9 protein-coding genes are annotated in these 23,016 nt (G+C 73.7%); 7 read left to right on the forward strand and 2 right to left on the reverse strand.

Annotation, left to right across the window (positions count from 1 at the left end; all coding sequences use genetic code 11):
* Nucleotides 1-20: 20 nt before the first annotated feature.
* Nucleotides 21-1,226: a cytochrome P450 gene (locus tag AB0I21_RS49375; protein ID WP_360571744.1), complete on the forward strand. Its 1,206-nt coding sequence runs from the start codon at nucleotides 21-23 to the stop codon at nucleotides 1,224-1,226.
* Between the two features lie 58 nt (nucleotides 1,227-1,284).
* Here the strand turns inward: AB0I21_RS49375 and AB0I21_RS49380 are convergent, their stop codons facing one another.
* The gene (locus tag AB0I21_RS49380) at nucleotides 1,285-3,249 is read right to left on the reverse strand and encodes an ABC transporter ATP-binding protein (protein WP_360571746.1); all 1,965 of its coding nucleotides are present in this window, start codon (nucleotides 3,247-3,249) and stop codon (nucleotides 1,285-1,287) included.
* A gap of 101 nt (nucleotides 3,250-3,350) precedes the next feature.
* Nucleotides 3,351-4,940, reverse strand: a complete 1,590-nt coding sequence (locus AB0I21_RS49385) for an MBL fold metallo-hydrolase (RefSeq protein ID WP_360571748.1) — start codon at nucleotides 4,938-4,940, stop codon at nucleotides 3,351-3,353.
* A 421-nt stretch (nucleotides 4,941-5,361) separates the two neighbouring features.
* Between AB0I21_RS49385 and AB0I21_RS49390 the strand changes: the two genes are divergently transcribed.
* From AB0I21_RS49390 to AB0I21_RS49415, 6 genes are all read left to right on the forward strand, one after another.
* Entirely contained in the window at nucleotides 5,362-5,601 is a 240-nt protein-coding gene (locus AB0I21_RS49390) for an MbtH family protein (protein ID WP_360571750.1), read from the forward strand.
* A gap of 31 nt (nucleotides 5,602-5,632) precedes the next feature.
* Nucleotides 5,633-7,405 carry a fatty acyl-AMP ligase gene (locus tag AB0I21_RS49395; RefSeq protein ID WP_360571752.1) on the forward strand — a complete coding sequence of 591 codons (1,773 nt, stop codon included), beginning with the start codon at nucleotides 5,633-5,635 and terminating at the stop codon, nucleotides 7,403-7,405.
* Nucleotides 7,402-9,111 (forward strand): acyl-CoA dehydrogenase, encoded by a 1,710-nt coding sequence (locus tag AB0I21_RS49400; protein WP_360571754.1) that lies wholly within the window; start codon nucleotides 7,402-7,404, stop codon nucleotides 9,109-9,111. The genes AB0I21_RS49395 and AB0I21_RS49400 overlap by 4 nt, the downstream gene beginning before the upstream one ends.
* On the forward strand, nucleotides 9,101-10,786 hold the full coding sequence (locus tag AB0I21_RS49405) for an acyl-CoA dehydrogenase family protein (protein WP_360571756.1): 1,686 nt from the start codon (nucleotides 9,101-9,103) through the stop codon (nucleotides 10,784-10,786). Before AB0I21_RS49400 ends, AB0I21_RS49405 begins: the two co-directional genes overlap by 11 nt.
* The gene (locus AB0I21_RS49410; protein WP_360571758.1) at nucleotides 10,783-11,067 is read left to right on the forward strand and encodes an acyl carrier protein; all 285 of its coding nucleotides are present in this window, start codon (nucleotides 10,783-10,785) and stop codon (nucleotides 11,065-11,067) included. The genes AB0I21_RS49405 and AB0I21_RS49410 overlap by 4 nt, the downstream gene beginning before the upstream one ends.
* Before the next feature lie 54 nt (nucleotides 11,068-11,121).
* The coding region (locus AB0I21_RS49415; RefSeq protein WP_360571760.1) for an amino acid adenylation domain-containing protein at nucleotides 11,122-23,016 on the forward strand (11,895 nt) is incomplete at its 3' end.

The following is a 23,016-nucleotide window of genomic DNA, read 5'->3' on the forward strand; positions in this document are numbered from 1 at the left end:
GAGGGTGCCGCACGACAGAGATGAGTGCCATCGTGGACACCGCGACGCCACCCAGGATCAACCTCGTCGACCCAGGCCTCTACCGGGCCGGCGACCCGTTCGCCCAGTGGCGGTGGCTGCGCGCCAACGACCCCGTGCACCGGCACGAGGCGACGGAGTACCCGTCGTTCTGGGCGCTGACCCGCTACGACGACATCAAGGCCGTCTTCCGTGACGCCGAGACGTTCAGCTCGGCCGGCGGCATCCTGCTGCGCCCCGCCGGTCACGGCGCGGACCCCGGCGGCGGGCAGACCCTCGCCCTCACCGACCCGCCCCGGCACCGGCAGCTGCGCGGCCTCGTCGACGAGTGGTTCGCCGTCCGCGCCGTGCGAGGCATCGAGCCGCGGATGCGCGAGATCGCCGGCAAGGTCGTCGACCTCGCGATCCGGCGCGGACAGGTCGACTTCGTCGAGGACATCGCCGCGCGGATCCCGCTGTACATGATCTGCGGCATGATGGGCGTTCCCGAGTCCGACTGGGAGCGGCTGTTCACCCTGAGCCGCCAGGCGTTCGGCGGCGACGACGCGATGACCCGCCGGTTCGCGCACCTGGACATCATGGGCTACTTCGAGGGCCTCGCCACGGCCAAGCGCAAGAACCCGGGCGAGGACCTCGTGAGCGTCCTGGTGACCGGCGAGATCGACGGCAAGCCGCTGACGCAGGGCGAGATCCTGCTCAACTGCGACAACCTGTTCGTCGGCGGCGCCGAGAACACCCGCATCGCCGCGGCCGGCGGCATGCTCGCCTTCCTGGAGCACCCGGACGAGTGGCGTCGCGTCGCCGCCGACCGGTCGCTCATGCCGTCCGCGGTCGAGGAGGTGCTGCGCTGGACGTCCACGCCGACGCACATCCTGCGCACCGCGACCCGGCCGGTGGAGCTCCGCGGCCGGCGGATCGAGGCCGGCGACCCGGTGACGCTGTGGCTGCCCTCGGCGAACCGCGACGAGGAGGTGTTCGCCGACCCGGACCGCTTCGACGTGGGCCGCCAGCCGAACCGGCACCTGTCGCTGGGCTTCGGCGAGCACTTCTGCGTCGGCAGCGTCCTGGCCCGGGTCGAGATCCGGTTCCTGTACGAGGAGCTGATCGACCGCAACATCGGCGTCGAGTTCGACGGCGACCCGGTCCTGCTGGACTCCATCGTCGTGAACGGCCCGGAGCGGCTGCCGGTCAAGCTGACCCCGGCGTAACAGGCGCACACGAAAAGCGGCGGTGTCCCCGAGGGGCACCGCCGCTTCGGCGTCCAGTTCAGCTGACCATCGCCGTGCGCTGCTGCGGGGCGAACTGGGTGCGGTACAGGTCCGCGTACATTCCGCCCGCGGCGAGCAGCTGGTCGTGGGTGCCGCGCTCGCGGATCCGCCCGCCGTCGATCACGAGGATCTGGTCGGCGTCGCGGACCGTCGACAGGCGGTGCGCGATGACCAGCGACGTGCGGCCCGTGAGCGTCGTCTCCAGGGCCCGCTGGATCGCTGCCTCGGACTCGGAGTCCAGGTGCGCCGTCGCCTCGTCGAGCACCACGATCGGCGGCGACTTCAGCAGCAGCCGGGCCAGCGCCACCCGCTGCTTCTCCCCGCCGGACATGCGGTAGCCGTGGTCGCCGACGATCGTGTCGAGACCGTTGGGCAGCGCGGCGATCATGTCCCAGATCTGCGCCGAGCGGCACGCCGCGACCAGCTCGTCCTCGGTCGCCCGCGGCTTCGCGAACAGCAGGTTGGCCCGGATCGTGTCGTGGAACATGTGCGCGTCCTGGGCGACGACACCGACCAGCTCGCTCACCGACTCCAGTGTCACGTCCCGCAGGTCGTGCCCGCCGACGCGGACCGCCCCCGCGACCGGGTCGTACAGGCGCGGCACCAGGTGGGTGATGGTGCTCTTGCCGGCGCCGGACGGGCCGACCAGAGCCGTCATCTTCCCGGCCGGGACCCGGAAGCTGACGCCGTGCAGCACCGTCGCGTTCTCGGCCCGCTCCGCCGGCTTGCCGGAGAAGGTCTCCAGCGACGGCAGCGACACGTCCGCCGCCGACGGGTAGCGGAACTCGACGGCGTCGAACTCGATGTCGGGGGCGACGCCGCCGGTGCCGGCCGGCAGTGCCTGTGCGCCGGGCTTGTCGTCGATGAGCGGCCGCAGGTCCAGGATCTCGAAGATCCGGTCGAAGCTGACCAGCGTCATCAGGATGTTCACCTGGATCGAGTTCAGCTGGATGACCGGGTTGTACAGGCGGGTGATGAGCGCGAACAGTGCGACCAGCGTGCCGATCTGCAGCGCGCCGTCGACGACGAGCCAGCCGCCGAGCCCATAGATGACCGCGCTGGTGAGGGCGGTGAGCGTGGCGAGGAGGATGCCGAGGAGGTTCTCGTAGGCGTTGCCGACGATGTCGATGTCGCGCATCCGGGCGGCCCGCTTCGCGAACGCCCGCGACTCCTGCCGGGGCCGGCCGTACAGCTTGCTCAGCATCGCGCCGGCGACGTTGAACCGCTCGTTCATCAGCGAGCCGATCTCGGCGTCCTGCTGCATCCCTTCCCGGGCCAGCCGCTGCAGCCGGGCACCGACGACCCGGCCGGGCCACAGGAACAGCGGGATCAGCACCAGCGCCGCGAGCGTGACCTGCCACGACAGGTAGAACATCGAGGCGAGCACGAACACCAGCGTCAGGACGATGGACAGCGACTGCGACAGCAGCGTGGTGACCGCCCGCTGGGTGCCGATCACGTCCGCGTTCAGCCGGCTGACCAGCGCGCCGGTCTGGGCCCGGGTGAAGAACACCAGCGGCTGGCGCTGCACGTGGTCGAACACCCGCACGCGCAGGTCGTAGACGAGCCCGTGGCCGACCTTGCCGGCGAACCAGGACTCGAGGAACGAGACCAGCGCGCCGAAGAGGGCCAGCCCGCCGATCGCCGCGGCGACCGCGATGACCGTGCCGGTGCTGCGCTTCACGATGCCGTCGTCGATGAGCATCTTGACCAGCAGCGGCGCCGCCGCGACGACCGCCGACTGCACCGCCGTCAGCGTCAGCAGGGTGACCAGCCCCCACCGGCGTTCCTTGAGGAACGGCAGGATCCGCTTCCACGTCCCCGGGCGGATCCGCTGGCGGGTGACGTCGTCGTCGATGTGCAGCGACTGCAGGACGCCGCCCGCGCCCGCGGGAGCCTCGTCCGGGTCCTCGGTGTCGTCGTGGAGCGGCGCGGCGCCCGGCGGGCCGACCGTAGTTGCCATGGGGAACCATCCCTGCCTTGGAGAGGACCGGCGGCGGCCGGTGGGTGTGCGGACGAAGAAGGCCGGCACCCGGGAAGGATGCCGGCCATGTCAGGGTTCGGTCAGGACCAGCGCCACTCACGCTTGTTGAAGAGGTGCTCGGCGGTGATGTTCCGGTCCTTGCACCAGGAGAGGAACTCTTCGATCTGCTTGATCTGGTAGGTGTCCTCGTTGTAGGTCGTCGCCATGACGTGGCCCTGCCAGCTCTCCTCGCCCATGGCGTAGATGTAGGCCTCGTCGGAGCCCAGCTCCGTCATGATGGCGGCGGCCTGCTCGGCGTTGGACCCGGACAGCTTCCGCGACTTGCTCATCTTCTTCGACACGGTGACGGTCAGGATCGCCTGGTAGAGCCAGGTCAGCGGCGCGCCGTCGCACTCCATGCCGAGGAAGGCCATGTCGGCCTTGCCGAGGTGGTTGCGGATGTGCCGGTACAGCACCGGGTCGATGCCGGAGGAGTCCGCGCCGACGAAGATGTTCTTCCCCGCGAGCTCCACCCAGTAGGTCGACTTCGAGCGGATGTCGAGGTCCGAGTGCTCGCCCAGGAACGGCGTCGCGGTGACCTTCCCGCCCGGGAACGGCACCTCGTCGAACTCGTCGACCTCGATCACCGGCAGGTTCATCGACCGCAGGTATGCACCCAGCGACGGGTCGACGATGCTGCCCTTCGACGACCGGGGCACCACCACGGCGCCGAGCCGGCCGCGCAGCTGCAGCAGCGTCTCCAGCACGATGTGGTCCTGGTGGCCGTGGGTGATGAGGACCAGGTCGATGAAGTCGGGCAGGTCGTCGAGGGTGTAGCGGTCGCCGTGGGTGTTGTCGGCCGAGATGAACGCGTCGGTGATGATCGCCGCCTGCGCGGTCTGCATGACCAGGCAGGCGTGCCCGAAGTAGCGGACCCGGCCGCCGGACTCGATGTGCCGGTCCGGGCTGAGGCTCGGCTTGGTGTCCAGCAGCCGGTCCAGGAACACCGCCTGGCTCGCGTCCAGCTCCAGCGCCTCCCGCAGCTGCCCGGCGGTCGTCGGCTGGACGCGGGCCTTCACCAGCGCCTCCAGCCCCGGGTGCCGGAACGGCAGGTCCAGGTCGAGGACCTTCGGGCCGGGGAGGCGGGGTGTGGCAAGGATGAACGGCCGCTCGACGCCGTCCTCGAGGGACAGCTGCACCGACTGGCGGCGCTCGTCGAACATCGAGCTCTTGTAGACCACCGGCTCCATGAAGTGCAGCGACGCCTGGTTGCCCGCGTCGTACGCCAGCTCGACCATGCCGTTCAGGATGGACGGCAGCTTCGGGTACAGCGGCGTGAGATCGAAACCGTTCGCGGACTCGCGGACCAGGTCGGCGCCCTCGATGATGGCCTTGGCGAAGGCGAGCATGTCCGCCCGGTCCCGCTTGATCGCCGCGAGCAGGTCCGCCACCTCGTCCTTGCGGGCCTCCTCGATGCCGACGAAGTACCCGCCGCGAAGCTCCGGGTTGTTGACCGCGGCGATGTGGACCTGCGGGTTCTCCAGGTAGGACTCCAGCAGCGGCACCTGCAGGAACGCGAGGTTCATCGAGCCCTGGACCGGCGCGACGGTGTGCAGCCACGCATAGAAGCGGTCGACGAGAGGTTCCAGGATCGCGTTGGAGCGCAGGAAGCGCGGCTCGGTGTCACTCATCAGTGTCCTCCACATGGGTTGTCAGTGCCGCGGATTCCTCATGGGGGACGGCTGTCACTACCGCATGTCGGTCACGTCTCCACCACCACGCGCACCTGGCAGGGCGAGACCTTACTGACGGGACCGCGCGATGACCAGAACGCGCGGAAACCCCTGCGGCGACGCTGAACAGCACGGCGCGGCGGTGTTCAACTGACGCCCGGCCGCCGGTTGAACACCGTGTCCGCGGGGACGCCCGGACACCGTTGATCGGATCGCCGGTGGGGGTCATAGTAGGTCCGCCTCCGGCACCGCCGGAGGAACGCGGCCCGCCGGCGTGTGGCGGGCACCGACTCTCCCGAGGCCTCACGGAACCCTCCGGGCGCGAGCGCCCGGCTTCCGTCGTGCCCCGACCCAGTCACCTTTGAGAAAGGGCGGCGTGATGAACCCGTTCGACGACCCCGAAGGCACCTTCCTCGTCCTGGTCAACGACGAGGGGCAGCACTCGCTGTGGCCGGTCTTCGCCAACGTCCCCGCCGGCTGGACGAAAGTGTTCGGGGAGGCCGGTCGCGAGGAGTGCCTCGAGTACATCGAGAAGAACTGGACCGACATGCGCCCCAAGAGCCTCATCGAGGCGATGGAGCGGATGGAGAACGAGAAGGTCGAGGCTTCGCAGAGCTGAGGCCGGAACCTACCCGCTGGGGAGTCTGCTCATGAGTGTCGATCCGCGCCGGACCGTGGGCGCCGTGTTTCTGGAACGGGCCGCCGCACAACCCGGCCAGGTCGCGCTCACCGTCTACCGCGGCGCGGGCGAGGCGGAGAGCCCGGGGCACCCCGGTCTGACCTACGGCGAGCTCGCCCGGCGAGCCGGTCTGCGCGCCGAACGTCTGGCGGAGCGGCTGGCGCCGGGGGAGCGGGTCGTCATCTCGCTGCCGACCGGCACCGACTTCGTCGAGCTCTACCTGGCGTGCCTGCTCGCCGGGCTCGTCGCGGTGCCGGCACCCCCGCTCGGCGGTTCCGCGCTCGCCGCCGAGCGGGTCGCCGTCATCGTCGGCGACTGCGCCCCCGGCCTGGTCTTCACCGAGGCCCGGGACCGGGCGGCGATGGCGGAGCGGCTCGCCGCGCACGGCCTGGCGCACGTCCCCGTCGAGGAGCCCGGCGACGCGGGCCCCGGCGACCTGCCGGGCCCGTCCCGGCTCCGGCTCGACGCCGGGCCCGGCGCGCTCGCCGTCCTGCAGTACAGCTCCGGGTCGACGGGCTCACCCAAGGGCGCGATGCTCGAACACCGCAACGTCCTGGCGAACGTGCTGTCCCTGCACGACAACGCCGGTCACGGCCGGCCCGGCGACACGTTCGGCACGTGGGTGCCGCTGCACCACGACTTCGGGCTGTTCGGGCAGCTGACCGTGGCGCTGCTGTACGGGTCCCACACCGTCCTCATGTCGCCGAGCGAGTTCGTGAAGCGGCCGGTCGAGTGGTTCCGGCTCATGTCCCGGTTCCGGTGCACCGTGACCGCCGCGCCCAACTTCGCGTTCGGCCTGTGCCTGCGGCTCATCCAGGACCACCACCTCGACGGCGTCGACCTGTCGGGCATGCAGCAGTTCGTCAACGGGTCCGAGCCGATCCACGTGCCGACGGTGACCGCGTTCGCCAAGCGGTTCGCCGTCACGGGACTGCGGCCCGAGGCGTTCACGGCCGGCTACGGCATGGCCGAGTCGGTCGTCTACGTGTCCTCGACCCCGCGCGGCGCGGCGCCGAGCGTGTTCGTCGCCGACCCGGCCGGCACCATGTCCGCCGAGCGTCCGGCGCTCAACCACAGCACCGGCGGCGAGGGCAAGGAGATCGCCGGCGTCGGCACCCCCCGCGCGCACGCGGCCCGCGTCGTCGACCCGCAGACCCACCAGGTCCTGCCGGACGGCGCGATCGGCGAGCTGTGGCTGCGCGGCGACAGCGTCGGCCCCGGCTACTGGGGCCGGCCCGAGCTCAGCGAGGAGATCTTCAACGCCCGCCTCGACGGCGAGCCCGGCTGGCTCCGCACGGGCGACCTGGCCGCGTTCCGCGACGGCGAGCTGTTCATCACCGGCCGGCTCAAGGAGATCGTGATCGTCCGCGGCCGCAACCTGTTCCCGCACGACCTGGAGCAGCAGGCCCGGCAGGCGCACCCCGCGCTGGCGGCGTTCGCCGGGGCCGCGTTCGGCGTCTCCGTGCCGGACGAACGCGTCGTGGTCGTCCACGAGGTCGACCCGCGGACCAAGGCGGAGGACCTGCCGGCCGTGGCACTGGACGTCGCGCGGCACCTCACCGAGTTCTTCGGCGTCCCGGCCCGCAACGTCGTGCTGGTCCGCCGCGGCACCGTCCGCCGCACCACCAGCGGCAAGATCCAGCGGCGGGCGATGCGGGACCTGTTCCTCGCCGGCGGCGTCCCGACCCTGCACAGCCGGCTCGACCCCGACGTGCGGCGCCTGCTGCCGGTCGATGCGCAGTGAGCACCACGACCGCGGCCGCTGATCCGGTCGCGCGGCTCGACGCCGCGCTCGGCGACCCCGGCGAGGGCGGCCGCGTCGCCGCCGAGGCCGACGCCGGCGAACGGTTCCCGGCCGAGGCGTGCGCCCGGCTCGACGCCGCCGGCCTCGCCGCGTACTACGTGCCCGTCGCGCACGGCGGCCGGCTCGACGACCACGAGATGCTGCTGCGGCTGCTGCGCACCGTCGCCCGCCGCGACGTGACCGCCGCGGTCGCGCACGCCAAGACCTACCTCGGCGCCGCACCCGTGTGGGTCGCCGCGGACCGCCCGCAGGCCCGCACGGTCGCCGCCGCCGTCCTGGCCGGCGATCCGGTCGGCTGGGCACTGTCCGAACCGGACCACGGCGCGGACCTGCTCAACGGTGCCTGCACCGCCGCGCCGCAGCCCGGCGGCTACCGGTTGACCGGCGTGAAGTGGCCGGTCAACAACGCCACCCGGGCCGACCTGCTGACCGTGCTGGCCCGCACCGGCGACGGCGGCGCCCGCGGCCACAGCCTGTTCCTGTTCGACAAGGCGGCCGCACCGGCCGGCTCGTGGCGGGAGCTGCCGAAGGTGGCCACGCACGGCATCCGCGGCGCCGACATCTCCGGCGTCGAGTTCACCGGCGCCGACGTGCCGGCGTCCGCGCGGATCGGCGCCGAAGGCACCGGCGTCGAGACCGTCCTGCGGGCGCTGCAGCTCACCCGGACCATGTGCGCGTCGCTGTCCCTCGGCGCGGGCGAGCACGCGCTGCGGCTCACCGCCCGGTTCGTCGCCGGCCGTGTCATCCAGCGCCGCCCGCTCATCGAGCGGCCGTTCCACGCATCGGTCCTCGGCCGCGCCGCCGCGCACCTCGCCGCGGTGGAGGCCGCCACCATCGTCGCCTGCCGCGGGATCCACAGTCTGACGGCGGAGCTGAGCGTGCTGTCCGCCGCGACGAAGGCGCTCGCCCCGACGCTCGTGGACTCGGTCCTCGCCGACCTCGCCGAGCTGCTCGGCGCCCGGTCGTTCCTGACCGGCGTGCACGAGCACGGCGCATTCCAGAAGCTGCGCCGCGACCACCAGGTGGTGGCGATCTTCGACGGCAGCACCCCGGTGAACCGGGCCGGTCTGGTGCAGCAGTTCCCGCGGCTCGTCCGCGGCTGGGCTTCGCGTGGCGCCGACCCGGACGGCCTGCGTGAGGCGGTACAGGAGCGAACACCGCCGCGGCCGCTGGACACCGGTGCGCTGACGCTGCTGTCGCGGCGGGGCTGCTCGGTGGTGCAGTCGCTGCCGGACCTCGCCGCCACCCTGACCGGCGTGCCGGCCGCGCTCGCGACCGCGCTGTGCGGCGACCTGGACGAGCTGCACGCCCGCATGGCGCTGGCCCGGCCGGCGGCGCGCCCCGCGATGGTGGCCTATGAACTGGCCGCCGCCTACGAGCTCGGCTTCGCGGCCGCCGCCAGCCTGCACCTGTGGGCCGCCGGGCAGGACCGGCACCGCGGCGAGCCGCTGTGGGAGGACGCCCTGTGGCTGCGGGCGGCCCTGCAGGCGCTGCGGTCCCGCATCGCCGCGACCCTCCGGCTGCCGCAGCCCCCCGCCGCCGACGACGACGAGCGACTCGCCCACGTCGTGGCCGACGCCGCGCGGACCGGCGCGCCCGTGACGCCGTTCGGCGACCCCGTGCCGGGAGCCCCCGGTGGGCGCTGAGGAGCTCGACACGCTGCTCGGCGACCCGTGGGACCCGCAGAACCCGGCCGGGCACGCCGCGGCGCTCGCCGCCGACGAACGCGCCGAGATGTTCGCCGAGGGCGAGCGCCGGCTCGACCGCTACGGCCTCAACGCCGAGTTCGTCCCCGCGGCCTACGGCGGCCGGCTGACCAGCGCCGACCGCCTCGCCGACGTCCAGCGCACCCTGTGGCGGCTCGACCCGTCCCTCGCGGCCGGGCACGGCTTCAGCTCGTTCATCGGCTGGGTCAACGTCTGGGTCGCCGGCACCGACGACCAGCGCCGCGAGGCCGCCAGCCTGCTCCTCGGCGGTGGCCGGATCGCCGCCGCGTTCCACGAGCTCAGCCACGGCAACGACCTCGCGAGCGCCGAGTTCGCCGCCCGCCGCGACGCCGGGCGGTGGCTGCTGACCGGCCGCAAGGAGGTCGTCGGGAACCTGCGCCGAGCCGAGGCGTTCGTGCTGTTCGCGCGGACCGCCGACACCGCCGGCAGCCGCAGCCACAGCCAGTTCCTGATCTCCCGGGCCGCCCTGCCCGCCGGCTCGGTGCGGGACCTGCCGCGGGCCGGTAGCTCCGGGCTGCGCGGCCTGCAGCTCGGCGGCATGGAGCTGCGGGACTGCCCGGTGCCGGCCGGCACCCTCCTCGGCAAGGAGGGCGAAGGCCTGGAGTCGGCGATGCGGGCGTTTCAGATCACCCGGGCGGTCATCCCGTCGTTCATGACCGGCCCGCTGGACACGGCGCTGCGGGCCGCGATCGGCTTCGCGTCCGGGCGCCGCCTGTACGGCGCGACCGCCGCCGACCTGCCCTACGTCCGCTCGGTCATCGCCCGCGCCCACGCCGACCTGCTCGCCGTCGACGCGGTCTCGACGGTCGTGCTGCGGGCGCTGCACCTGTCCCCGGCCGTCTCGCTGTACGCCCCGGCCGCCAAGTACCTGACGTCGCGGATGGCCCTCGACGCGTTCGAGGACCTGCGCTCGGTCCTCGGCGCGCAGGGCTACCTGCGTGAGGGCCCGTACGCGATCTTCCAGAAGATGGCCCGGGACGCGGCGTCGGCCACGTTCATCCACATCTCGCGCTCCGCGTGCCTCGCCGCGATGCTCCCGGCGCTGCCACGGCTGGCCCGCCGGTCGTGGCTGCTGTCCCCGCCGGCCGCGCGGGAGCTGTTCGAGCCGGGCGGCGCGCTGCCGCCGCTGGACCCGGACCGGCTCAGCGTCGGCGCGCCGACCGAGGACCCCGTCATGGGCACCCTCGCCGCGATCGGTGACGGGGCCGGTGACCGGGCCGGCGGTGGGCCGGCCGCCCGGTTCGCCGCCCGGTTCGCCGCCGAGCTGCGTGAGCTGCGCGACGCCTGCCTGGCCCTGCCGCCGCGGGACATCACCATCGGCGCGTCCCCGGCCGCGTATGCGCTCGCCGACCGGTACAGCGTCCTGCTCGCGGCGGCGTCGGCGCTCGCCCTGCGGGACCGGTTCGGCGACGCGGAACTGCTCGGCGTCCTCGACCGGCTGGCCGGCCGGCTCGGCGGCGCCTCCGTCCTCACCGACGCCGAACGCGCCGGGGTCGAGGAACAGCTGTACCTCGCCGCGGCCGCCCGCCACCGGGACCGCGAACTCTTCGATCTGACGGCCCGGCGCCTGCCGGGACAGGGAGGCCAGCCATGACCGAGCAGCACACCGTCGCCGTCGAACCGACCGCCGGCGGCATCCGCACCTGGCTCGTCGGCCGCGTCGCGCACTACCTGGACGAGACCCCGGACGCGATCGACCCGCACGCGTCGCTCGCCGGGTACGGGCTGGACTCCGTCTACGCGTTCGCGCTCTCCGGCGAGATCGAGGACACCCTGCGGGTCACCGTCGAACCCACGCTCATCTGGGACGTGGCGAGCATCGCCGACCTCACCGACCGCATCGTCGCGCTGATCGGTGATTCCTCCGCGGGGTGATCGGCACCCGGTTCGTCGTCGTCGTTCCACTTCACACGATCGAGGTTGGCAGTCATGGGTGGGTCTGAGCACGAACTCCGCGAGCTGATGTCCGGCCAGCTCGGTGTCTGGTACGCCCAGCAGCTCGCTCCGGCCAGCCCGACCTTCAACATCGGCGACTACCACGAGCTGCGCGGCGACCTCGACGTCGACGCGTTCGTCGCCGCGCTGCGCCGCACCGTCGCGGAGGCGGGCGCGTACCGGCTGCGGCTCACCACCGACGCCGGGACGCCACGGCAGTACGTCGACGACGCGACGCCGTTCCCGATCGCCGTCGTCGATCTGCGCGACGCACCCGACCCGCGGGCCGCCGCCGAGGCGTGGATGCGGGCGGATGTCGACACCCCGGTCGACCTGACCGCCGGCTGGCTCACCGCCCAGGCCGTGCTGCGGCTCGGCGACCGGCACACGATCTGGTATCAGCGCGCCCACCACATCGCCGTCGACGGCGAAGGCCTGGCGGTGTTCGCCCGGCGGCTCGCCGGCACCTACGCCGACCTCGCCGGCGTCGATGCCAGCGAGGCCCTCGCGCCGGTCGGCGTCCTGATCGACTCCGACGACGCCTACCGGGACTCCGCCGACCGGGACCGGGACCGCGACTTCTGGCGGGTCGTCCTCACCGGCGCACCCGAGCCGGGCGGCTGGCGCGGTCACCACACCGGCCGGCTGGCGCACCGCCCGGTCCAGCACCGCGAGCACGACGACCTCGACGCCCTCGCCGCGCTGCGGGCGGCGGCGAAGCGGCTGCGGACCAGCCTCGCCGGTGTCGTCATCGCCGCCACCGCGGTCTACCGCCACCGGGTCACCGGCGCCGACGACATCGTCCTCGGCGTCGCCGTCAACGGCCGGACCCGGATGCGCGAGTTCGGCATCCCGGGCATGACCGCCAACACCGTCCCCGTCCGGCTCGCCATCACCCCCGGCACGACCGTCGCGGACCTCGTGCGGCAGGTGTCGGCGGCGACCCGGCAGGGCCTGGTGCACCAGCGGTACCCGTACACCGACATGATGGCCGACCTCGGCATGGTCGGCGGGCTGCTCTACGACACGGTCGTCAACGTCATCCCGGCCGACGAGCCGGTCCGCTTCGGCGACTGCGCGGTGGACTGGACCGGCCTGTACACCGGCCCCGTCGACGACCTGCGCATCGACCTCTACCACGGCCGTGCGGCCGGCGGCGTCTTCACCGCCGTCGAGCTCAACCGCGACCTGCACGCCGACGACGAGTGCGCGGACGTCTCGCGGCGCTTCCACCGCGTGCTGCGCTGGATCGCCGCGGCGGACCCGGGCGAGCGGGTCGGTGACGTGGACCTCCTCGACGACGACGAGCGGGACCTGGTCCTGTGCCGGTGGAACGACACCGCCACCGAGCTGCCCGGCGGGCTCGTCCCCGAGCTGTTCGCCCGTCAGGTGGCGGCGACGCCGGACGCGGTCGCCGTGGCGTGCGACGGCGACGAGGTGTCCTATCTGGACCTCGACACCCGCGCGAACCGTCTCGCCCACCACCTGACCGCCGCGGGCGTCGGCGCCGAGTCCGTCGTCGGCCTGTACCTGCCGCGCGGGATCGACATGGTCGTCGCGCTCCTGGCAGCCTGGAAGGCGGGCGCGGCCTACCTGCCGATCGACCCGGCATACCCGGCGGAGCGGATCGCGTTCATGCTCGCCGACGCGAAGGCCGCGGTGCTGCTGGGCCTCGAGGACGACCTCGACGAGCTGCCCGCCGGCCGGGTGCGGACCATCGCGGTCGACGACCTGCGGATCGCCCGCCGGCCGGCGGACCCGCCGCGCGCGCCGCTGCTGCCCGGCCAGGTCGCGTACGTCATCTACACGTCCGGCTCGACCGGCACCCCGAAGGGCGTCGCGGTCACCCACGACGGCCTCGCCAACTACGTGTCCTGGGCGATCGGCGACTACGGGCCGGCCGGCCGCGGCGCGGTCCTGCACTCGTCGCTCGCGTTCGATCTGACCGTCACCAGCGTCCTCGTGCCCCTCGCCGCCGGCTCCCCGGTCGTCGCCAGCCCCGAGGGCGGCGCCGAAGGCCTCGCCGGGCTGGTGAACGGCGGCGGGTTCGACGTCCTCAAGGTCGTGCCCGGGCACCTGCCGCTGCTGGCCCGGCTCATCGACGACGCCGCCGCGCCGGACGCCGCCCGGGTCCTCGTCGTGGGCGGCGAGGCCCTCACCGCCGGCCCGGTCCGGCAGTGGCTCGACCGGGCACCAGGGTCGGTCGTCGTCAACGAGTACGGGCCGACCGAGACCGTCGTCGGCTGCTGTGTGCACCGCGTGACCTCGGACCAGCCGATCGACGGCGACCTCGTCCCGATCGGCCGGCCGATCGCCAACACCCGCCTCTACGTCCTCGACCGGCGGCTGCGCCCCGTCGCCGTCGGCGTGCCCGGCGAGCTGTACATCGCCGGCGCGCAGCTGGCCCGCGGCTACGTCGGCCGGCCCGGCCTCACCGCGGACCGGTTCGTCGCCGACCCGTTCGACGCCGGCGGGCGGCTGTACCGCACCGGCGACGTCGTCCGGTGGACCACCGCCGGCGACCTCGTCTACCTCGGCCGCGCCGACGAACAGGTCAAGGTCCGCGGCTACCGCATCGAACCGGGCGAGGTCGAGGCCGTCCTCACCGTCCACCCGCTCGTCGTGCAGGCGGCGGTCGTCGCCCGCGAGGACGTGCCCGGCGACCGGCGGCTCGTCGCCTACGTCGTCGCCGAGGACGGCGCCGACCTCGCCGGCGTCGACCTTCGGCAGTTCGCGGCGGCGCGGCTGCCGGAGCACATGGTGCCGTCCGTCGTGCTCGCCCTCGACGCCCTTCCGCTGACCCACAACGGCAAGCTCGACCGCAAGGCCCTCCCCGCACCCGACGCCGCGACCGCGGGCACCGGCCGCGGCCCGGCGAACGCCCGCGAGGAGCTGTTCTGCCAGGGGTTCGCGGAGGTCCTCGGCGCCGCCACCGTCGGCGCCGACGACGACTTCTTCGCCCTCGGTGGCCAGTCGCTGCTCGCCGTCCGCCTCGTCGAATGGCTGCGGGTCCGTGGCGTGCCGGTGTCGGTCCGCGCCCTGTTCGACATGCCGACGCCGGCCGGTCTCGCCGCGGCGGTCGTCGCCGCACCGTCCACCACCGCCGTCCCCGCGAACCGGATTCCGGCCGGCGCCACCGAACTCACCCCTGACCTGCTGCCCCTGGTCGAGCTGACCCAGGCCGAGCTCGACGCGGTCGTCGCCGCCGTGCCGGGCGGCGCCGCCAACGTCGCGGACGTCTACCCCCTCGCGCCGCTGCAGGAAGGGCTGCTGTTCCACCACCTCCTGGCGGCCGGCGGCGACGACCTGTACCTCAGCTCCTTCGTCCTGGAGTTCGAGGACCGGTCCCGGCTCGACGCGTTCACCGCCGCCGTGCAGCGGGTCGTCGACCGCCACGACGTGTTCCGGACCGCCTTCCGGTGGGAAGGCCTGCGAGAGCCGGTCCAGGTGGTGCAGCGGACCGCGACGGTCCCGGTCGTCTCCGACGGCGCCGGTGCCGCCATGGACCTGCGCCGGGCCCCGCTCCTGGACGTCCACGTCAGCCCCGCCGAGGCCGGCCGCTGGCTCGGCGTCCTGCGCATCCACCACATCGTCCAGGACCACACGACGATGGAGGTGCTGCTCGAAGAGGTCCAGGCGGTCCTGGAAGGCCGCGCGGACACCCTGCCGGCGCCGCTGCCGTTCCGTGAGTTCGTCGCCCGCTCCCGCGCCGGCGCCGCCACCGAGCGGCACGAGGCGTACTTCCGGTCCCTGCTCGACGGTGTCGACGAGCCGACCGCCGCGTACGGCGTCACCGACGCGCACGGCGACGGCAGCGGGGTCGTCTCCGCGCACCTGGCGCTGGACGCGGACCTCTCGGCCCGGCTGCGTGAGGCCGCCCGCCGGGTCGGCGCCAGCCCCGCGACCGTCGCCCACGTCGCCTGGTCCCGGGTGCTGTCGGTGGTCGCCGGCCGCGACGACGTCGTGTTCGGCACCGTCCTGTTCGGGCGGATGAACGCCGGTGCCGGCGCGGACCGGGTCGCCGGCCTGTTCATGAACACCCTGCCCGTCCGCGTCCGCACCGCCGGGACCGGCGTCCTCGCCGCTGTCGCCGCGATGCGCGGGCAGCTCGCCGCCCTCCTCGAGCACGAGCACGCGCCGCTCGCGATCGCGCAGCGGGCCAGCGCCGTCCCGGCGGATCTGCCGCTGTTCACCACGATGCTCAACTACCGGCACAACGTGGAGGACAACGCGCACCGGGACCGCCACCTGCCCGGCATCCGCCAGGTGTCCTACCGCGAGCGGACCAACTATCCGCTCGCGGTCGTCGTCGACGACAACGGCGACAGCTTCGGCCTCGTCGTGGACGCCGTCGCCCCGATCGACCCGCACGCGGTCGCCGTGATGCTGCGCGCCGCGTTCGCCGGTGTGGTGTCGGCGCTCGAGGGCGACGCCGCCGGCGTGCCGCTGTCCGACATCGGCGTGCTCGGCACGGCCGAACTCGACCGGGTGCTGCGGGACTGGAACGACACCGCCACGGAGGTGCCGCCGGGGACGCTGCCGGCGCTGTTCGCGGCGCAGGTACGCCGGACCCCCTCCATGCCGGCGCTGGTGTTCGAAGGCGTGACGGTTTCCTACCAGGAGTTGGACGCGCGGTCGAACCGGTTGGCGCACCGGCTGGTCGCTGAGGGTGTGCGGACGGACTCCGTCGTCGGTGTGCGCCTGCCCCGTGGTGTGGACCTGGTGGTGGCGTTGCTGGCGGTGGTGAAGGCCGGCGGCGCATACCTGCCGATCGACCCCGACCTGCCGGTGGACCGCAGCGCGTTCATGGCCGCCGACGCGGGTGCCGTGTGCGTGCTGACGTCCGTCGCCGCCGACGAATGGCCGGACACGGATCCGGGCGTGCACGTGCTACCGGGCCACGCGGCGTACGTCATCTACACGTCCGGCTCCACCGGACTGCCCAAGGGCGTCGTGGTGCCGCACGAGGGCATCGTGAACCGCCTGGTCTGGATGCAGGCCCGCTTCGGGCTCGTTGCAGGCGACCGGGTGCTGCACAAGACCCCGTTCGGGTTCGACGTGTCCGTGTGGGAGCTGTTCTGGCCGCTCATCCAGGGCGCCGCGATGGTGATCGCGAGGCCCGGCGGTCACCGCGACCCGTCGTACGTCGCCGAGCTGATCCGCGCTGAGCGTGTCGACACCGTTCACTTCGTCCCGTCGATGCTGGACGCGTTCCTGGCCGCGCCGGAATCCGGGGAGTGCTCCGGGCTGCGGCGGGTCGTCTGCTCGGGTGAGGCCCTCGGCACCGCGGTCCGCGACCGGTTCTTCGAGGTGCTGCCGGCTGTTGGCCTGTTCAACCTGTACGGCCCGACCGAGGCGTCCGTGGACGTCACCGAGTTCGAGGTGCTGCCGGACGGTGCTCCGGTGGTGCCGATCGGCAGGCCGGTGTTCAACACGCGCGTGTACGTCCTGGACGACCGGCTCGCTCCGGTGCCGGCCGGCGTCGCCGGAGAGCTGTACCTCGCAGGCGTCCAGCTCGCCCGGGGCTACGTGAGCCGTCCGGCGCTGACGGGCGAGCGCTTCGTCGCCGACCCGTTCAGCGACGGCGAGCGGCTCTACCGCACCGGTGACGTGGTCCGCTGGTCCGACGAGGGTGACCTGGTCTACCTCGGCCGCGCGGACGAGCAGGTGAAGATCCGCGGGTTCCGGATCGAGCCCGGCGAGATCCAGGCCGTCCTCGCCGCCCACCCGCAGGTGGAGCAGGCCGCCGTCGTGCTCCGCGACGACCGGCTCGTCGCCTACGTCGTCGGCCAGGTCGACGGGCTGCGGGAGCACGCCGCGTCCCGGCTGCCGGAGTACATGGTCCCGTCGGCGTTCGTCACCCTCGACGCGCTGCCGCTGACCGTCAACGGCAAGCTCGACCGCCGCGCCCTGCCGGCGCCGGTGTTCGAGACCGGCGCCGGCCGCGGGCCGCTCAACGTGCGCGAGGAGCTGCTCTGCGCCGGCTTCGCCGCCGTCCTCGACCTGGACACGGTCGGCGTCGACGACAACTTCTTCGCCCTCGGCGGGCACTCCCTCCTCGCCGTCCGGCTCGTCGAGTGGCTGCGGGTCCGGGGTGTCACCGTGGCGGTCCGGGCGCTGCTGGACACGCCGACCCCCGCCGGTCTCGCCGCCGCGGCGGGCACGGCCGCGGTGCCGGTGCCACACAACCTGATCCCGGCCGGCGCGCAGACCATCACCCCCGAGATGCTGCCCCTCGCCGACCTCACCGCCGACGAGCTCGACCGGGTCCTCGCCACCGTGCCCGGCGGCGCGGCCAACGTCGCCGACATCTACCCCCTGGCACCGCTGCAGGAGGGCCTGCTGTTCCACCACAGGCTCGCCGACGGCGGCGACGACGTCTACGTCCTGCCCGGCGTGTTCGAGTTCGACAGCCGTGACCGCCTCGACGCGTTCACCGACGCCCTGCAGACCGTCGTCGACCGCCACGACATCTTCCGCACCTCCGTCGTCTGGGCCGGCCTGCGGGAGCCGGTCCAGGTCGTGTGGCGGACGGCGACGCTGCCGGTGACGCAGGTCGAAGGGGTCGCCGGCGCCGAGGGGCTGCTGTCCGCCGCCGGCCTGTCGCTGGACCTCGGCCGCGCGCCGCTGCTGGACGTGCACGTCTGCCCGGCCGCCGACGGCCGCTGGCTCGGCCTCGTCCGCATCCACCACCTGATCCAGGACCACACCGCGCTCGACGTCGTCCTCGGCGAGATCCGCGCGATCCTGCACGGCCGTGCCGCCGAGCTGCCGCAGCCGCTGCCGTTCCGCGACTTCGTCGTCCAGGCCCGCGCCGGCCTGCACACCGGCGAGCACGAGCGGTTCTTCGCCGGTCTCCTCGGCGACGTCGACGAGCCGACCGTCGCGTTCGGGGTCGCCGACGTCCACGGCGACGGCAACGCCGTGGTCCAGGCCGCCCTGCCGCTCGACGCGGACCTCGCCGCCCGGCTCCGCGAGGCGGCCCGCCGGTGCGGGTCCAGCCCCGCCACGCTCATGCACGTCGCCTGGTCCCGGGTCCTCGCCGCCGTGTCGGGCCGCACCGACGTCGTCTTCGGCACCCTGCTGTTCGGCCGCATGAACGCCGGCGCCGGCGCCGACCGGGTCCCCGGCACGTTCATCAACACGCTGCCGGTCCGCGCCGGCACCGCGGGCGTCGACGTCACGTCCGCGGTCACGGCGATGCGCGGCCAGCTGGCCCGGCTCCTGGAGCACGAGCACGCGCCGCTCGCCCTCGCGCAGCGGGCCAGCGCCGTCCCGGCCGACCTGCCGCTGTTCACGACCTTGTTCAACTACCGGCACGACGCGGTCACCGGCTCCGGCGACGCGGTCGCGTTCGACGGCATCCGGCAGGTGTACTTCCGGGAACGCACGAACTATCCGGTGGCCGTGTCCGTCGACGACGACGGCACCGGCTTCACCCTCGACGTCGACGCGGTCGCCCCGATCGACCCGCACACCATCGCCGCGATGTTGCGCACCGCTACCGCCGGGCTCGTCACCGCGCTGGAGGCGGGCGCCCCGGCGGAGCTGGCGTCGCTGCCCGTCCTCGACCCGGCCGGCCGCGAGCAGGTGCTGAGCGAGTGGAACGGCACCGCCGTCGCCCGCCCCGCCACCACCGTCGCGGACCTGTTCGCGGTGCAGGCCGCCCGCACACCGCAGGCTCCCGCGGTGGTGTTCGACGGCGCCACGGCCACCTTCGCCGAGCTCGACGCGCGGGCCGCGCGGGTGGCGGCCCACCTGCGGAGCCTGGGCGCCGGGCCGGAGTCGGTGGTCGCCGTCCGGCTGCCGCGGAGCATCGACCTGGTGGTCGCCGTCCTCGGCGTGGTCAAGGCCGGCGCCGCGTTCCTGCCGGTCGACCCGGACCTGCCGGACGAGCGGGTGGCGTTCATGCTCGCCGACGCGGACGCCCGGATCGTGCTGTCCGACGTGGACGTTCCCGCCACCGGCGCTCAACAGCCGGTGACGGTCGATCCCGGTCACCCGGCGTACGTGATCTACACGTCCGGGTCGACGGGCACCCCCAAGGGCGTGGTCGTGTCGCACGCCGCGATCGCCAACACGCTGCGGTGGCTGACCGACGGTTACGGCATCGGCGCCGCCGACCGGATCCTGCACAAGACCCCGGTCGGGTTCGACGTGGCGGTGTGGGAGCTGTTCCTGCCCCTCGTCGCCGGCGCGACCCTCGTCGTCGCCCGCCCCGGCGGTCACCGCGACCCGGCGTACCTGGCCGCGCTCATCCGCGAGCAGCGGGTCACGGTCGCGAAGTTCGTGCCGTCGATGCTGCAGGTCCTGCTCACCGAGCCGACCCTGCCGGAGTGCGAAACACTGCGGCACGTGTTCGGCGGCGGCGAGGAGCTGCCCGCCGCCCTCCGCGACCGGTTCCGTCAGGTGCTGCCGGGCGCCCGGCTGCACAACACCTACGGCCCGACCGAGGCGGCCGTCACCGTCACCTCGCACGAGTGCGACCCGCACGCCACCGGGACGGTCGTGCCGATCGGCCGGCCGATGGAGAACGTGCGCACCTACGTCCTCGACGACCGCCTCCAGCCGGTCCCGGCGGGGGTGCCCGGCGAGCTGTACCTGGCCGGCGTCCAGCTGGCCCGCGGCTACGTGAACCAGCCGGCGTTGACGGCGCAGCGGTTCGTCGCCGACCCCCTCGGCATCGGGGAACGGCTGTACCGGACCGGTGACGTGGTCCGCTGGACCGCCGGCGGAGACCTCGTGTTCCTCGGCCGCGCCGACGAACAGGTCAAGATCCGCGGCTTCCGGATCGAGCCGGGGGAGATCCAGGCCGTCCTTGCCGGGCACCCGCAGGTCGGCCAGGTCGCCGTCGTCGCGACCGCGGACCAGCGGCTCGTCGCCTACGTCGTCGGCGCCGCCGACCTGGGGGAGCTGCGCGCGTTCGCGGCGGCGCGACTCCCGGAGTACATGGTGCCGGCCTTCGTGTCCCTCGACGCGCTTCCCGTGACCGTCAACGGCAAGCTCGACCGGCGGGCGCTGCCCGCACCCGACTTCGCCGCCGCCGGCACCGGCCGCGGACCGGCGAACATCCGCGAGGAGCTGCTCTGCCTCGGGTTCGCGGACGTCCTGGGGCTCGACCCTGCCGGTGACCCCGTCGGCGTCGACGACAACTTCTTCGCCCTCGGCGGCCACTCGCTGCTCGCGGTCCGGCTTGTCGAGTGGCTGCGGCTGCGCGGCGTGTCGGTGTCGGTCCGGGCGCTGCTGGAGGCGCCGACCCCGGCGGGTGTCGCCGCCGCGGCGGGCCCGGTGACGGTGCCGGTCACGGCGAACCTGATCCCGGCCGGGGCGCGGACGATCACGTCCGACATGGTGCCGCTGGCCGACCTGACCCCGGCAGAGCTCGACGCGGTGCTCGCCACCGTGCCGGGTGGCGCGGCGAACGTCGCCGACATCTACCCGCTCGCCCCGCTGCAGGAAGGGATCCTGTTCCACCACATCCTCGCCGCCGGCGGCGAGGACACCTACGTCGCGCCGCTCGTGCTCGAGTTCGCGGACCGGCCGAGCCTCGACCGGTTCACCGCCGCGATGCGGCGGATCATCGACCGGCACGACGTGTTCCGCACCTCCTTCGTGTGGTCGGGCCTGCGCGAGCCCGTCCAGGTCGTGTGGCGGACGGCGACCCTGCCGGTCACCGAGGTCCGCGGCACGGCCGGCGCCGAGGACCTGGTGGCGGCGGTCGGGCTGGCGATGGACCTCGGCCGCGCGCCGCTGCTCGACCTGCACGTCGCCGGCGTCAGCGGCGGTCGCTGGCTCGGTCTGGTCCGGCTGCACCACCTCGTGCAGGACCACACCGCGATCGAGGTGGTCCTCGACGAGATCCGGGCGATCCTCGCCGGTGCGTCCGCGGACCTGCCGGAGCCGCTGCCGTTCCGCGACTTCGTCGCCCAGGCCCGGGCCGGGCTGTGCGACGGCCGGCACGAGGAGTTCTTCCGCGACCTGCTCGCCGGCGTCGACGAGCCGACCGTCGCGTTCGGGGTCGCCGACGTGCACGGCGACGGCACCGACGCCGTGCAGGTCTTCGCCGGCATGGACGGCACCCTGGCGGCCCGGCTGCGTGACGTCGCCCGCCGCGCCGGCGTCAGCCCCGCGACGGTGCTGCACGTCGCGTGGTCGCGGGTCCTCGCGGTCGTGTCCGGGCGCGACGACGTCGTCTTCGGCACCGTGCTGTTCGGCCGGATGAACGCCGGCGCGGGCGCCGACCGCGTCCCCGGCCTGTTCATGAACACCCTCCCGGTGCGGGTCCGCACCGCAGGCACCGACGTCGTCACTGCGGTCGCGGCGATGCGGGCCCAGCTCGCCGGGCTCCTCGAACACGAGCACGCGCCCCTCGCGCTCGCCCAGCGGGCCAGCGCCGTCCCGGCGGACGAGCCGCTGTTCACGACCCTGTTCAACTACCGGCACAACGCCGCCACCGGCCCCGTCGAGCTCGACGGCGTCCGGCAGGTGTTCTTCCGGGAGCGGACGAACTACCCGCTGTCGGTGTCGATCGACGACGACGGCACCGGGTTCGGCTTCGACGTGGACGCGGTCGCCCCGATCGACCCGCACAACGTCACCGCGATGCTGCACACCGCGACCGCCGGCCTCGTCGAAGCCCTGGCACAGGCGCTGGGCGGCGACCGTCCCCGTCCGCTGTCGGCGGTGTCCCTTCTCGACCAGGCCGGTCTCGACCGGGTGCTCCGCGAGTGGAACGCCACCTCCGCCCCCTGGCCCGCCGCCACCCTGCCGGGCCTGTTCGCGGCGCGGGTCGCCGCGGCCCCGGACGCGACCGCGCTGCTCTTCGAGGGCGCCACGGTCACGTTCGCCGACCTGGACGCGCGGTCGGACCGGGTCGCCGGCCACCTGCAGGGCCTCGGTGTCGGTCCGGAGTCGGTGGTCGGTGTCCGGCTGCCGCGGGGTGTGGACCTGGTCGCCGCGGTGCTGGGCGTCGTGAAGGCGGGTGCCGCGTTCCTGCCCATCGACCTGGATCTGCCGGCGGACCGGGTCGGGTTCGTGCTCGCCGACGCGGGTGCCACGGTGGTGCTGTCCGACGTGGACGTGGACGGTGTCTTCGCGCCGGTGGCGGTGGATCCGGCGCAGGCGGCGTATGTCATCTACACGTCCGGGTCGACGGGCACCCCGAAGGGTGTCGTCGTGCCGCACGCGGCGGTGGTGAACACGCTGCGGTGGCTGGCGGACGAGTACGACCTCGGCTCGTCCGACCGGATCCTGTTCAAGACGCCGGTCGGGTTCGACGTGTCGGTGTGGGAGTTGTTCCTGCCGTTGACGTTCGGTGCGACCATGGTCGTCGCCCGCCCCGACGGGCATCGCGAGCCCGCCTACCTGGCGGCGCTGATCCGCGACCAGCGGGTGACGGCGGCGGAGTTCGTGCCGGTCCTGTTGCAGGCGCTCCTGGAGGAGCCGTCGACCGCGGAGTGCCGGTCGCTGCGGCACGTGCTCAGCGGCGGCGAGGAGCTGACGACCGCGGTCCGCGACCGGTTCTTCGAGGTGCTGCCGGATGCCCGGCTGTACAACACGTACGGCCCGACCGAGGCAGCGATCACCGTGACGTCGGGAGAGTGCGGACCCGGCGGGGCGGTGCCGATCGGCGGGCCGATGGCGAACGTCCGCGCGTACGTCCTCGACAGCCGGCTGCTGCCGGTGCCGGTGGGTGTGGCGGGCGAGCTGTATCTGGCCGGAGTCCAGATCGCTCGCGGCTATCTGAACCGGCCGACGTTGACGGCGGAGCGGTTCGTGGCGGACCCGTTCGGGCCCGGACGGTTGTACCGTACCGGTGACCTGGTGCGGTGGACGGTCGATGGGCAGTTGGTGTTCCTGGGCCGGGCCGACGAGCAGGTGAAGCTGCGC

The sequence above is a fragment of the Dactylosporangium sp. NPDC050588 genome, from assembly GCF_040654975.1.
GTDB lineage: Bacteria > Actinomycetota > Actinomycetes > Mycobacteriales > Micromonosporaceae > Dactylosporangium > Dactylosporangium maewongense.